Source organism: Frateuria sp. GZRe12 (assembly GCF_051900535.1).
Lineage (GTDB): Bacteria > Pseudomonadota > Gammaproteobacteria > Xanthomonadales > Rhodanobacteraceae > Frateuria_A.
On the sequence record NZ_JBHZGI010000001.1, the window covers coordinates 558,692 to 571,296 of the forward strand.

General features: G+C 68.9%; 10 protein-coding genes and 1 tRNA gene. 2 read left to right on the forward strand and 9 right to left on the reverse strand.

Going from position 1 to position 12,605, the window contains the following annotated elements; translation table 11 throughout:
- Positions 1-6 precede the first annotated feature (6 nt).
- Both ACFWZ4_RS02575 and hisS read right to left on the reverse strand, forming a co-directional pair.
- Positions 7-1,935, reverse strand: coding sequence for an HAL/PAL/TAL family ammonia-lyase (locus ACFWZ4_RS02575; RefSeq protein WP_439703169.1), 1,929 nt, complete (start codon positions 1,933-1,935; stop codon positions 7-9).
- A gap of 34 nt (positions 1,936-1,969) precedes the next feature.
- On the reverse strand, positions 1,970-3,346 hold the full coding sequence (gene hisS / locus ACFWZ4_RS02580) for a histidine--tRNA ligase (protein WP_439703170.1): 1,377 nt from the start codon (positions 3,344-3,346) through the stop codon (positions 1,970-1,972).
- Positions 3,347-3,507: 161 nt separating this feature from the next.
- On the opposite strand from hisS, the gene ACFWZ4_RS02585 reads away from it, so the two are divergent.
- Positions 3,508-3,584, forward strand: a tRNA-Pro gene (locus ACFWZ4_RS02585).
- Positions 3,585-3,693: 109 nt separating this feature from the next.
- Here the strand turns inward: ACFWZ4_RS02585 and ACFWZ4_RS02590 are convergent.
- Positions 3,694-4,503, reverse strand: a complete 810-nt coding sequence (locus ACFWZ4_RS02590) for a ferritin-like domain-containing protein (RefSeq protein ID WP_439703171.1) — start codon at positions 4,501-4,503, stop codon at positions 3,694-3,696.
- Between the two features lie 84 nt (positions 4,504-4,587).
- On the opposite strand from ACFWZ4_RS02590, the gene ACFWZ4_RS02595 reads away from it, so the two are divergent.
- Entirely contained in the window at positions 4,588-4,965 is a 378-nt protein-coding gene (locus ACFWZ4_RS02595; RefSeq protein WP_439703172.1) for a VOC family protein, read from the forward strand.
- Positions 4,966-4,972: 7 nt separating this feature from the next.
- On the opposite strand, the gene purF is transcribed toward ACFWZ4_RS02595, so the two are convergent.
- From purF to ACFWZ4_RS02625, 6 genes are all read right to left on the reverse strand, one after another.
- The gene (gene purF, locus ACFWZ4_RS02600) at positions 4,973-6,448 is read right to left on the reverse strand and encodes an amidophosphoribosyltransferase (RefSeq protein ID WP_439703173.1); all 1,476 of its coding nucleotides are present in this window, start codon (positions 6,446-6,448) and stop codon (positions 4,973-4,975) included.
- A 31-nt stretch (positions 6,449-6,479) separates the two neighbouring features.
- On the reverse strand, positions 6,480-7,076 hold the full coding sequence (locus tag ACFWZ4_RS02605; RefSeq protein ID WP_439703174.1) for a CvpA family protein: 597 nt from the start codon (positions 7,074-7,076) through the stop codon (positions 6,480-6,482).
- Between the two features lie 23 nt (positions 7,077-7,099).
- Positions 7,100-8,077 carry an SPOR domain-containing protein gene (locus tag ACFWZ4_RS02610; protein WP_439703175.1) on the reverse strand — a complete coding sequence of 326 codons (978 nt, stop codon included), beginning with the start codon at positions 8,075-8,077 and terminating at the stop codon, positions 7,100-7,102.
- A 71-nt stretch (positions 8,078-8,148) separates the two neighbouring features.
- Positions 8,149-9,441, reverse strand: coding sequence for a bifunctional tetrahydrofolate synthase/dihydrofolate synthase (gene folC / locus ACFWZ4_RS02615; RefSeq protein ID WP_439703176.1), 1,293 nt, complete (start codon positions 9,439-9,441; stop codon positions 8,149-8,151).
- 104 nt (positions 9,442-9,545) lie between these two features.
- Positions 9,546-12,068, reverse strand: a complete 2,523-nt coding sequence (locus tag ACFWZ4_RS02620) for a heavy metal translocating P-type ATPase (protein ID WP_439703177.1) — start codon at positions 12,066-12,068, stop codon at positions 9,546-9,548.
- Positions 12,065-12,484 (reverse strand): heavy metal-responsive transcriptional regulator, encoded by a 420-nt coding sequence (locus tag ACFWZ4_RS02625; protein WP_439703178.1) that lies wholly within the window; start codon positions 12,482-12,484, stop codon positions 12,065-12,067. Before ACFWZ4_RS02625 ends, ACFWZ4_RS02620 begins: the two co-directional genes overlap by 4 nt.
- Positions 12,485-12,605: the final 121 nt, after the last annotated feature.

Sequence of the window (12,605 nt, forward strand, 5' to 3'; positions counted from 1 at the left end):
GGGGAATCAGGGGTAATCGACGACGTCGGCGACCAGCCACGGATGGGCCGCGGCAGCGAACGCACGTTGTTGCTGCATGTCACAGGCGGAACGGATGTCGCCGTCCATCGCGCGGTCGCGATGCATGAAGGCGATCCGCTCGCGCAGCAGGGCGTGGGCGGTCTGCACGGCGGTGCCGGCGTGGAACTCCTCGCTACCGGCGAGCGCCGCCATCAGCTGGCGCACTTCCCGCTCGAACTGGGCGCAGTGGGGATGGCCTTCGCGCGGCGCGTTGCCGATCTTGGCGGCCAGCGCGAGCCAATCGCCGCGCGCGGCCAGCCGGCGCGCGGCGTTGAGCATTTCACGGCGGTAATCGAGCGCCTGCGCCGCGGTGTAGAGCTCCAGCGCCAGCACGTGGCCCAGGTCCTCCATCATCTCGAGCACGTGGCGCGCCTCGTTGGCGCCCATCGAGACGTGGTCCTCGGCGTTCGCGCTGGTGGGGATCGAATACACGCTGGCCGGATGCGCGCGGGTGGCCAGGTCGTTGACCAGCGCGGCGGCGGTGTACTGCACGATCATGAAGCCGGAATCGGTGCCGTCCTCGTTGCCGGTCAGGAAGGCCGGCAGGCCATCGTTGGTGGCCGGGTCGACCAGCTTGTTTAGTCGGCGCTCGGAGATCGAGGCCAGCACGGGGATCGCGGCCTTGACGTAGCTCATCGCCAGCGCCAGTGGCATGCCGTGGAAGTGGCCGGCGGAGATCACCTGCTCCTCGATGAATTGCGCACCCTCGGCATCGGGAAAGATCAGCGGATTGTCGGTCACCGAGTTGAGCTCGACGTCGATCACGCGGCAGGCCTGCGCCCAGGCATCGCGCACCGCGCCGTGCACCTGTGGCATGCAGCGCAGGCAGTAGGCGTCCTGCGGCTGGTGCTTCTTGCCTCCCTTGAACGGCAGGAAGCGGTCGTAGAACGCTTCGCGGCCGTGACGCTGGTTGGCCGGCACCCAGTCCCAGCCGATGTCGAAGGACAGCGCCTGGTCTTCCGGCAGCGCCCACGCTTCGGCCGACCACGGTTTGAACCGGGGTACCAGGTGGTAGGGGATGTCGACCAGCGTGGATCCGCCCAGCAGTTGGCGCACGTGCGACGCCGCCTCGACCTGCCCAGGATGCGGACGCAGCGCATGCACTTCCGGCCTCAGCGCGCCACTGCGGCCGGCGAAGGCATCCAGCGTCATCGACCCGGCGAGATCCGCCACGCCGAGCAGGTATTCCAGATCGTCCAGCGCCAGCACCGCGGTGGCCAGCATCTGCGCGGTGCCGTTGTTGAGCGCCAGGCCTTCCTTGAAGGACAGGCGGATCGGCTCCAGGCCCGCACGCTTCAGCGCTTCGTCGCCCGGCAGGCGTTCGCCGCCGAAGAAAGCCTCGCCGCCGCCCAGCAGCACGATCGCCAGGTGCGAGAGCGGCGCAAGATCGCCGCTGGCGCCGACCGAACCCTTCTCCGGCACCACCGGTACCACGCCGCGGTTGAGCATCGCGGTGAGCGCCTGGAGCGTGGACACGCGGATACCGGAATGGCCGCGCATGAGCGTGTTGATCCGGATCACCAGCATCGCCCGCACCACTTCGGGCGCGAAGGGTTTGCCCACGCAGACGGCGTGGGTGACGATCAGGTTGTGCTGCAGCTCCTCCATGAGGCTCGCGCCGCCCCGGGGCGCGTCCTGGATCGCCAGCTCGTCGCGCATGCGGTGCCCGCCAAGCAGCTTGTCGGCATTGCTGCCGAAGCCGGTGGTCACGCCGTAGGTCGGTTCGCCGCAGCTGACCTTGTCGGCCAGGAAATCGGCCGCGTGCTGCACTCGCTCCAACTGGGTCGCGTCCAGTGCCACCGGCACGCTGCGGCGCGCCGCGGCAACCAGCTGCGCGCGGGTGAGACTGCGGCCATCGAGAATGATCTTGTCCACCGGTGCTCCGTCGTATTCGTGGGTGAGCCGTGGCTCACTGCCCCATCGCCGCTGCCTGTTCCAGTTCCACCCGCAACGCCTTGACCAGCTCGCCGCGCGCCACTTCGAACTGGTCGCCGCGACGCAGGTCCTTGACCGTGACCACACCCTTGGCCAGCTCGTCTTCGCCCAGCACCACGGCGAAGCGGATGCCGGCGCGATCGGCGTACTTGAACTGCTTGCCGAGCTTGCCGCTTTCCAGCACCACCTCGGTGGCGATGCCGGCAGTGCGCAGTTCGCTGGCGATGGCGAGGTAGGCCGGCAGCTGCGCGGGGTCCATCTGCGTCACCAGCACGTCGACGGTGCTGCGCGCGTTGCCCAGCAGGCCGGCGTCGCGCAACTGCCAGAACAGGCGCGTCAGGCCGATCGATATGCCCACGCCAGGCAGCCTTGACTTGGTGTACTGGCTGGCCAGGTTGTCGTAGCGGCCGCCCGAGCAGATCGAGCCGATCTGCGGGTGGTCGTTGAGCGTGGTCTCGTAGACGGTGCCGGTGTAGTAGTCCAGGCCGCGGGCGATGGAAAGGTTCAGCGCGAAGTGTGTTTCCGGCACGCCGAAGTCGCGGATCAGGCCGAGCACTTCCTTCAGTTCCGCCCTGCCCTGTTCAAGCGCCTCGCAGCCGCTGCCCAGCGCGTCGAGTTTGGCGAAGGCGTCCTCGAGCGAGGTCGAGCGCACCTGCACGAAGTCCAGGATTTTTGCCGCGACGTCGGCCGACAGGCCGAAGGCCTCGCCGGTCAGCGTCTCGCGCACGTAGTCGGCGCCGCGCTTGTCCAGCTTGTCCACCTCGCGCAGCACCAGCATCTGATGCTCGCTGTCGGCCACGCCCAGGCTCTCGAAATAGCCGCGCATCAGCTTGCGATTGTTGAGCTGGATGGTGAAGGCGCCGATGTCCAGCTCGCGGAAAGTGCTGTAGATCACCGCCGGCAGCTCGGCGTCGTAGCGGGTGGTCAGGCTGTCCTTGCCGATCACGTCGATGTCGCACTGGTAGAACTCGCGGAACCGGCCACGCTGCGCGCGCTCGCCGCGGTACACGCGCTGCATCTGGTAGCGGCGGAACGGGAACGACAGGTCGTGTTCGTGCTCGGCGACGTAGCGCGCGAGCGGCACCGTGAGGTCGAAGCGCAACGCCAGTTCAGGCGTGCCCTCCTTGGCAAGCGCACCAGTGGATTGCACGAAGTACACCTGTCGCTCGGTCTCGCCGCCGCTCTTGGTCAGCAGCACGTCGGAGAACTCGATCACCGGCGTTTCCACCGGCAGGAAACCGAAGCGCTCGAAGTTGCGGCGGATGGTGTCGAGCATGCGCTGGAACGCGATCTGGTCCAGCGGCAGCAACTCGAGCACGCCGGGCATGGTGCGGGCCGGGGTAAGCGCCATGGAATCCTCTGCTTGCGGGTAACGGGAGCGGCGCTGAAGGCCGCGCAACGGCAGCCGCCTAGGTTAGCAGAAGGGCAAGCCCGCCCCGGCGCGCGGTGCGCGAAAAAAAGCCGCGGGGATGTTGCCAAGCCCGCGCCGGCTCACTAAGATACGCGGCTCCACGGGGTGTAGCTCAGCCTGGTAGAGCGCTACGTTCGGGACGTAGAAGTCGCATGTTCGAATCATGTCACCCCGACCAAGGTTCGAGGAAAGGCCACCGCTAGCGGTGGCCTTTTTCTTTGGCGGGTTCCCGCAGGAGCGCACCCTGTGCGCGACAAGATGCATGGCGGTCGCGCACAGGTTGCGCCCTACGGTCGGATCGCCAGTGCGGCGAGCTGATCCATTTCCTCGGCGTCGAAACCGGCGGCCAGCCGCGCAGGACGATTGAACGGCCCGCGCAGGTTTCCCCCCATGTGATCGCGCAGCAGCTGCACGAACGTTGCGCGCGGTTCCAGTCCGTCGCGCTCGCAGCACCAGCGGAACCAGCGCGTGCCTGCCGCCACGTGGGCAACCTCCTCGCGCAGGATGATGTCCAGGATGGCGATGGTGCGCCCGTCGCCGACGCCGCGCAGGCGCTCGATCATGCCGGGCGTCACATCCAACCCGCGCGCTTCCAGCACGCGCGGCACCAGCGCCATGCGGGCAAGGTCGCTGTGCGCGGTCTTTGCGGCCATCTCCCACAGGCCGTTGTGGGCATCGAAGTCGCCGTATGTATGGCCGAGCTCGGCCAGCCGGTCCCTGAGCATGGCGAAATGGCGCGCCTCGTCGGACGCGCAGCTGGCCCAGTCGCGGTAGAAGTCATCGGGGAAGCCGCGGAAACGGTAGACCGCATCCCATGCCAGATTGATCGCGTTGAACTCGATATGCGCGATGGCATGGACCAGCGCGGCCCGGCCTTCGGACGTACCCAGCCCGCGCTGCGGGACGCGCCGCGCTTCGACCAGGCCGGGACGAGGCGGTCGGCCCGGGGTTGCGATCGGCTCCGGGGGCAACGCCTTGGAATCCGGATGCAGCTCGCCCGCCTGCAGCGCCCGCCATGTGTCGTGGGTCAGGCGCAGCTTCTCTTCCGGATCGCTGGCGTCGAGGCAGCGCCGGGCGGCTTGGTGCAGATCGGTCATGCGGCAAGTCTACGTCGTGGCCTGCGTTGCAACGCCACCCCATCGACCGCATAGTGGCGCTCCACGTCTTCCAGGGAACAGGACATGTCCAACCTTCATGCGGTCGAGATCAAGGCGTTCGTACCAGCACGCGACTACGACCTGTCGCGACGCTTCTACGCCGACGTGGGCTTCGAGGAACGGTCCAATTTCGATGGCGTGGCCTATTTCGCGCAGGGCGAATGCAGCTTCCTGCTGCAGCGCTTCTACGAGCAGGCGCACGCCGAAAACTTCATGATGCACCTGCTGGTGGACGATGCCGACGCGTGGCACCGCCACCTGGTCGAACAGGATATCGTCGGCCGCTATCGCGAACACAACGTGCGGATGACCGCCCCGGCGGACCGCCCGTGGCGTATCCGCGATTTCCACCTGATCGACCCCTCCGGCGTGTTGTGGCACATCGGCCACAACATCCGGTGACCGCGATTTACGCGCTGCGGCGGGCGGCCTTGGCGTCGTCCGAGCGCAGCATCTCTATCTGCTGCAGGTAGTTGCGGTCCAGGCCGGTGACGTACTCCCCGGAGAAGCAGGACGTATCGAACTGCTTGAGCTCCTCGTTGCCGTCCTGCACCGCCCATACGAGGTCGGCCAGGTCCTGGTAGATCAGCCAGTCGGCGCCGAGCAACTGCTCCACTTCCTTCTCGGTCTTGCCGGCGGCGACCAGTTCGCTGGCCGAAGGCATGTCGATGCCGTACACGTTCGGATAGCGCACGGGCGGCGCGGCCGAGGCGAAATACACCTTCTTCGCTCCCGCATCGCGGGCCATCTGGATGATCTGCCTGGACGTGGTGCCGCGCACGATCGAATCGTCCACCAGCAGCACGGTCTTGTTGCGGAACTCCAGATCGATCGCGTTCAACTTGCGGCGCACCGATTTCACGCGGTCGCCCTGTCCCGGCATGATGAAGGTGCGGCCCACGTAGCGATTCTTGACGAAGCCCTCGCGGAACGGCACGCCGAGCGCGGTGGCCAGCGAGCTGGCGGCGGTACGTGCGGTGTCCGGGATCGGGATCACCGCGTCGATGCCGTGGTCGGGGCATTCGCGCATGATCTTCTGGGCGAGCTTCTCGCCCATGCGCAGGCGTGCCTTGTACACCGAAACGTCCTCGATCATCGAATCGGGCCGCGCCAGGTAGACGTACTCGAAGATGCACGGCGCATGTACCGCGGCTTCGGCGCAGCGGCGCGCGTGCAACTGGCCGTCCACGGTGATGTAGACCGCCTCGCCCGGCGCCACGTCGCGCACGCGCTTGAAGCCGAGCACGTCGAACGCGACCGATTCGGAAGCCACCGCGTATTCGCGGCCCTCCGGCGTCACGCGCTCGCCCAGCACGAGCGGGCGGATTCCGTGCGGATCGCGGAAAGCCAGCAGGCCATAGCCCTGGATCAGCGCCAGGCAGGCGTAGCCGCCGCGCGCGCGGGCGTGCACGCCGGCCACCGCCTTGAAGATCTGGTCGGGCGTCAGCGCCATGCGATCCTGGATCTGCAGCTCGTGCGCGAGCACGTTCAGCAGCACCTCCGAATCCGAATCGGTGTTGATGTGCCGGCGGTCGTCCTGGAACATCTCGCGGCGCAATGCCTCGGTGTTCACCAGGTTGCCGTTGTGCGCGAAGGCGATGCCGTAGGGCGAGTTCACGTAGAACGGTTGTGCCTCGTCGGCGTTGTCCGAGCCGGCGGTCGGGTAGCGGCAATGGCCGATGCCGATGCTTCCGCGCAAGCGGCTCATCGAGGCCTGGTTGAATACATCGCGCACCAGGCCGTTGCCCTTGTGCAAGCGCAGGTGTGCGCCATCGACGGTGACGATGCCGGCCGCGTCCTGGCCCCGGTGCTGCAGCACCGTGAGTCCGTCATAAAGCGCCGATGCCACTTCGGTGGGACCGACGATGCCGATGATTCCGCACATGGTTTGATGCCCTGATTTCGTTAAGCGTGTTTCAGGTGAGCGTGGCCGATTGCGCGGCCGAAACGACAGATTGCGCCGGTGCGGGTGAACCGCCCGGAAGTACCGGCAAGGTGACCGGCGGCAACTTGGGCAACTGGGCCGGCGGGTGCAGGTAACGGCGCACGCTTTCCGGCACCCGGTCACCCAGCCATGCAGCCGCGCCGGCGAACTGCGGCAGCAACAGCGAATGCTGCCAGCCGGCCTCGCGGGTGAGGCCGGTGAAGCTGGCCAGGAACACCGCAAGCGTCACCAGCAGCACCCCGCGCGCAAAGCCGAAGAACATGCCCAGCAACCGGTCCAGCCCGCCCAGGCCGATGCCCGACAACAGCCGCCGCGCCACGAAACGCAGCAGCGCACCGACGATCAACACGACCAAGAAGCACAATCCGTAGCCGAGCAGGATCCGCGCCGCAGGCAGCGAAATGCTGTGCTCGAAGTGCGCCGCGACCACCGGCCCGAACGTCCAGGCGACCCAGAACGCGGCAACCCAGGCGACCAGCGACAGCACCTCCGACACCAGCCCGCGCCACAGCCCGACCAGCACGGACAGGGCCAGCACGCCGAGGATGGTGAAGTCGATCCAGTTCATGCCGCCCCCCGGTGGACCGCGCCTTACGGCACGCTCACCACATTGCCAGCCATCCCGAGCTTGGCCTTGATCTGGTCGCGCACGCGCTCGGCGTCCGTCCGCTGGATCTGCGGACCGGCGCGCACGCGCCACAACGTGCGACCACCGCTGCTCACCGAGTCGGTAAAGCCATCGAAGCCAGCCGCGCGCAACTTGTCGCGCAGCGCGTTGGCGTCGGCCTGGCTGCCCATCGCGGCCACCTGTACCGCGTAACCGCCGGCACGAGCCGGAGCTGCCGTGGGCGTCGCGGGCGCGGCGGCGACGTCACCATGCTGGTCGCTGGCGCCACTTTCAAGGTGCGCCGGTGCGCCGGGAACGCTCTGGGTGATCTTCAGGCGCGCGGCTTCGGCTGCCGTGCGCGTCTGGAACGGCCCGGCGGTGACCAGCGTGAGCGCGCGGCCGCTCTGGCGGATCGGCGCACCGCTGACGGGATAGCCAAGCGCGCGCACCTTCTGCATCAATCGCTGCGCGCCCTCGTTCGAATAGGCGCTGAGGTTGAGCGTGTAGCTGCCGCGCGCGGCCGTACCGGCGGTGTCGGCCGGTACGCTGGCGGCCTGCGGTTCACCGACCGGTTTCGCGGCCGTCTGCTGCGCAACCGGTGCGGGGATGGCCGGCGTTTCCGGTTGCGGGGCCGGCGCAGGCGGCGTGGCCGCATCGGGCTCCATTTCGACGTCGTGCGGGCGGCGCGAGGCGATGTCGACCGTGGCCAGGCGGTCCGACGAGGCCGACGCGCTCGACTGGGCGCGGGCCGGAATCACCGGCGCGGTCGTGCCGGCGCTGACCGGGGCATTCGGGTCCAGGCTCATCGTGCGCGTCTGCAGGTCGCGATCGGGCGCCGGCGGGATCGCCAGGCTCACCGCCTGGTCGCCCGCGGCCGTGGGCGGCGTGCTGGAAAAGAACATCGGCACGAACAGCACCGCCAACGCAATCAGGACGAAGGCACCCAGCAGGCGTGTTTTCAAGACTGGAACTCCAAGGCGGCACGGCATGCAACAGGACGATTATACCTGCCCGTGCCACCGGCACGGTTCGCTCAGGCGTCCGGTTCAGCCAGCACCGCGCCCGCGACGAAGAACGAGCCGAACGCCAGGATGCACTCGCCGGGCCGCGCCTGCGCGCGCGCGGCGGCCAGTGCGTCGGTGACAGTCGAATGCGCGTCGAACGTCGCCTCCGGCAGGGTCTGGCGCAACGCCTCGGTCAACGCGCCGATTGGCAGCCCCCGGGGCGAGTCCCGGTCCAGCCCGGCCAGGTGCCAGTGGTCGACCTGTGCTCCCAACGCGGCCAGTACGCCGGCCACGTCCTTGTCCGCGAGGACACCGTAGACCGCGTGCACCCGCGGAAACCGGCGAAGTTTCAGCCAATCGGCCAGCGCGCGCGCCGCCTGGGGGTTGTGCCCGACGTCGATCACCACCGCAGGGTCGCCGCCCAGCGATTGCAGGCGCGCCGGCACCTGCACGGCCGTGAGGCCATCGGACGCCGCCTGGCCGAGCGCGATCGGTGATTCAAGGCTGCCGGCGGCATCGAGCGCATGCAGGGCGGCAATCGCGGACGCGGCGTTGGCGTACTGCACCGGTGCGGCCAGCGCCGGATCGGGCAGTTCGAATGCGGTGCCGTCGCGGTGCTGCCAGCGCCAGCCCTGGGCGTGCCGTTCCACACGGAAGTCCTGCCCCGCCCGCTGCACCTGCGCGCCGCTGGCGGCCAGCGCATCGAGCAGGCCCGCCGGTGGTTCGAGCTCGCCCACGATGGCCGGGCGCCCGGGCCGCGCGATGCCGGCCTTTTCGCGGCCGATGCTGTCGCGGTCGTTGCCCAGCCAATCCGTGTGGTCCATGTCGATGGTGGTGACGACCACGGCGTCGGCATCGACGATGTTGACCGCGTCCAGTCGCCCGCCGAGGCCGACTTCGAGTACCGCCACGTCGAGGTCGGCGCGGGCGAACAGATCGAGCGCGGCCAGCGTGCCGTATTCGAAATAGGTCAGCGGGACCGTTTCCGCACCGCTGCCGCGCGCCGCTTCGATGCGCTCGAACGCGGCGATCAGCGCGTCGTCCGTGGCCTCGTGGCGGTCGATGCGAATGCGCTCGTTGTAATGCAGCAGATGCGGCGAGGTGTAGCAGCCGACCCGCCTGCCGGCCGCGGCCAGCATCGCTTCGAGCAACGCGACGGTGGAGCCTTTGCCGTTGGTGCCGCCGACGGTGATGACGCGCCGCGCCGGCGCCGGAGCGCCCATGCGTTGCCATACCTTGCGCACACGCTCCAGGCCAAGCTCGATACTGTGGGGGTTGACGCCTTCCTGGTAGGCCAGCCATTGGGCGAGCGTGCGGGGCATGGGGGTCCTTCGTGGCGGGGCGGCGCGCAGCTTAAGGCATCACCGGATCGGGTGCCTTGTCGCCATTTCCTGGCTTTCCCGCGACTCACACGCACCGCGACGGGTCAAAGCTTCACGCCCCGCAACCGCAACGCATTGGTCACCACCGACACCGACGACAAGCTCATCGCCAGTGCCGCGACCATCGGCGACAGCACCACACCGAAAACCGGATACAGCAGGCCGGCCGCCAACGGCACTCCCACCGCGTTGTAGACGAAGGCAAAGAACAGGTTCTGGCGAATGTTCCGCACCGTCGCCTGCGACAGCGCCCGCGCCCGCCCGATCGCGGACAGTTCGCCCTTGACCAGCGTTACCTGCGCGCTTTCCATCGCCACGTCCGTGCCAGTGCCCATGGCAATACCGACATCGGCCGCAGCCAGCGCCGGCGCATCGTTGACGCCATCGCCCGCCATCGCCACCCGGCGTCCTTCGCGCCGGAGCCGCTCGACCACCGCGGCCTTGTCCGCGGGCGAGACGTCCGCATGCACCTCGTCGATGCGCAACTGGTGCGACACCGCCCGCGCCGTGGTCGCGTTGTCACCGGTGAGCATCACGATGCGCAGGCCCTCGCGTCGCAGCGTGTCGAGCGCGGCGGGCGTATCGGGCTTGATGCGATCGGCCACCGCCACCAGACCGGCCAACGAGCCGTCGACCGCCAGGAACATCACGGTGGCGCCATCGCCACGCAGGCGCTCGGCCTGATGCGCGGCGGGTTCATCCAGCGCGACATGAAGTTCATCGAGCAGGCGCGCGTTGCCCAACGCCACGTCGCGGCCTTCGACCTGCGCGCGCACGCCCCGGCCGGTGAGCGCACGAAAGCCGGTCGCCGCCGGGATGGCCAAGCCCTCCGCCGCAGCGCCGGCGACGATCGCGCGTGCCAGCGGATGCTCGCTCGCCTGCTCCAGTGCGGCGGCCAGGCCCAGCAACTGCGCGCGAGTCCGGTCGCCGAAGGCAAGCACGTCCCTCAGCAGCGGACGCCCTTCGGTGAGCGTGCCGGTCTTGTCCACGACCAGTGTGTCGACCCGGTGCAGCGCCTCGATGGCCGCGGCGTCGCGGAACAGCACGCCCGCCTGCGCGCCGCGTCCGCTGGCGACCATGATCGAGATCGGCGTGGCCAGTCCCAGCGCGCATGGACAGGCGATGATCAACACCGACACGGCGGCGATGAGCGCATGTGCCATTCGCGGCTGCGGCCCGGCCACCGCCCAGGCGGCGAACGCCAGCACCGCAACCGCCACGACCGCCGGCACGAACCACGCGGCGACGCGGTCGGCCACCCGCTGCAACGGCGCGCGACTGCGCTGGGCCTGCGCGACCAGCGCGACGATCTGCGCCAGCATGGTCTCGCCGCCGACCTTCTGGGCGCGCAGCAACAGCGTGCCGTCCCGGTTCACCGTACCCGCGGTGAGGCGGTCGCCGGCCGTCTTGGCAACGGGCATCGGCTCGCCGGTGAGCATCGATTCGTCGACGTGGCTCTCGCCCTCGGTGGCGATGCCGTCGACCGGCACTTTCTCGCCGGGACGCACGCGCAGCAGGTCGCCCACGCGCACCGCATCCAGCGGCACGTCGTGTTCGTGGCCGTGCTCCAGGCGGCGGGCGGTCTTTGGCGCCAGTCCGAGCAGGGCCTTGAGTGCTTCACCGGTCCGGCGGCGTGCGCGAAGCTCCAGCAGGTCGCCCAGCGTGACGAGGGTGACGATCACGGCGGCCGATTCGAAGTACAGGCCCACGCGTCCGTGGATGCGGAAGCCGGCCGGGAACAGGTCCGGCGCGAGCAGCGCGACCACGCTGTACAGCCAGGCCACACCGGTGCCCAGTGCAATCAGCGTGTACATGTTCGGCGACCATGGCCGCAGCGAGCGCCAGCCGCGCCGGAAGAACGGCGCGCCACCCCACAGCACCACGACGCTGGCGAGCACCGCCTCGATCCAGCCCAGGGCACCCGCCCAGTTCATCGGCCAGGGGCGACCGGTCAGGTGGGGCCCCATCTCCACCACCAGCGCCGGCAGTGTCAGCGCGACCAGCCAGCCGAATCGACGCGCCAGTGCGCTCACCTCGCCAGCGTCGTCGGCCTCCGCGCTGGGCGTGAGCGGTTCCAGTGCCATGCCGCACTTGGGGCAGTCGCCCGGGCCGACCTGGCGCACCTCCGGGTGCATCGGACAGGTGTAGATGGCGCCGGGGTCGGCGGGCGGCGTTGGGCGCTCGCCCAGGAACTGCTCGGGCGCTTCGATGAAGCGTTCGCGACATCGCGCGCTGCAGAAATACCAGGTCCTGCCGCCATGCCCGGCGCGGTGTTTCGTCGTGTGCGGATCGACATCCATGCCACAAACCGGATCCTTGGCGAGGTGTGCATGCCCCTCCTCCGGGACGTTGGCCTCTCCCTGGCAACAGGCGGCAGCCTGCGATGGCGTGTCGTCGACGAAATCGCCGGGCGCGTCCAGGAATCGCTCGCGGCAGCGTGCGCCACAGAAATGGTAGGTGCGGCCATCGTGGTCGGCATGATGGGGCGTACCTGCCGGGTCCACTGTCATGCCACATACCGGATCGCGCTCGCCCGCCGTCGTGGGCGCGTGGCAGCAACCGCTCATGGCCGCTCCTCCCCACCCAGCGCGCGCAGGATCGGACACGCGTCCGGCGAGCCGTGGCCAGGGCAGGCTTCGACCAGTTCGGCCAGGCCGGCGCGCACGCGCTCCAGCTCGGCGATGCGCGCCTCGATGTCGGCCAGGCGCTGCTTCGCGCGCTGCTTGACCGCCTTCACCCCGCGCTGCCGGTCGGTGGAAAGCGCGAGCAGGTCGCGGATTTCCTCCAGCGTGAAACCCAGGGTCTTGGCGCGCCGGATGAAGCGCAGCTGGGCAACGATGCCTTCGCCATAACTGCGGTAGCCGGAGGGACGTCGCAGCGGCTCGGGCAACAGCCCTTCGCGCTCGTAATAGCGGATGGTGTCGATGGCTACGCCGGCGCGCTTGGCGACGGCACCGATGGTGAGCGGGGTGTGGGTGTTCATGGGGTAAGTCTAGACCTTTGATCCAGGTCTAGAGTCAAGCCCTTACGTGTCGGCAGGCTCGGCTTCAGCCCACCGAAGATAAGTCGATCCTAAAAGCGGTGGGCTGAAGGCCACCCTCCGG

Excerpts from the sequence above, each read along its gene's own strand:
- folC (WP_439703176.1), bottom strand. The coding sequence starts at position 9,441 with ATGCCCCGCACGCTCGCCCAATGGCTGGCCTACCAGGAAGGCGTCAAC.
- hisS (WP_439703170.1), bottom strand. The coding sequence starts at position 3,346 with ATGGCGCTTACCCCGGCCCGCACCATGCCCGGCGTGCTCGAGTTGCTG.
- ACFWZ4_RS02590 (WP_439703171.1), bottom strand. The coding sequence starts at position 4,503 with ATGACCGATCTGCACCAAGCCGCCCGGCGCTGCCTCGACGCCAGCGAT.
- ACFWZ4_RS02620 (WP_439703177.1), bottom strand. The coding sequence starts at position 12,068 with ATGAGCGGTTGCTGCCACGCGCCCACGACGGCGGGCGAGCGCGATCCG.
- purF (WP_439703173.1), bottom strand. The coding sequence starts at position 6,448 with ATGTGCGGAATCATCGGCATCGTCGGTCCCACCGAAGTGGCATCGGCG.
- ACFWZ4_RS02605 (WP_439703174.1), bottom strand. The coding sequence starts at position 7,076 with ATGAACTGGATCGACTTCACCATCCTCGGCGTGCTGGCCCTGTCCGTG.
- ACFWZ4_RS02625 (WP_439703178.1), bottom strand. The coding sequence starts at position 12,484 with ATGAACACCCACACCCCGCTCACCATCGGTGCCGTCGCCAAGCGCGCC.
- ACFWZ4_RS02595 (WP_439703172.1), top strand. The coding sequence starts at position 4,588 with ATGTCCAACCTTCATGCGGTCGAGATCAAGGCGTTCGTACCAGCACGC.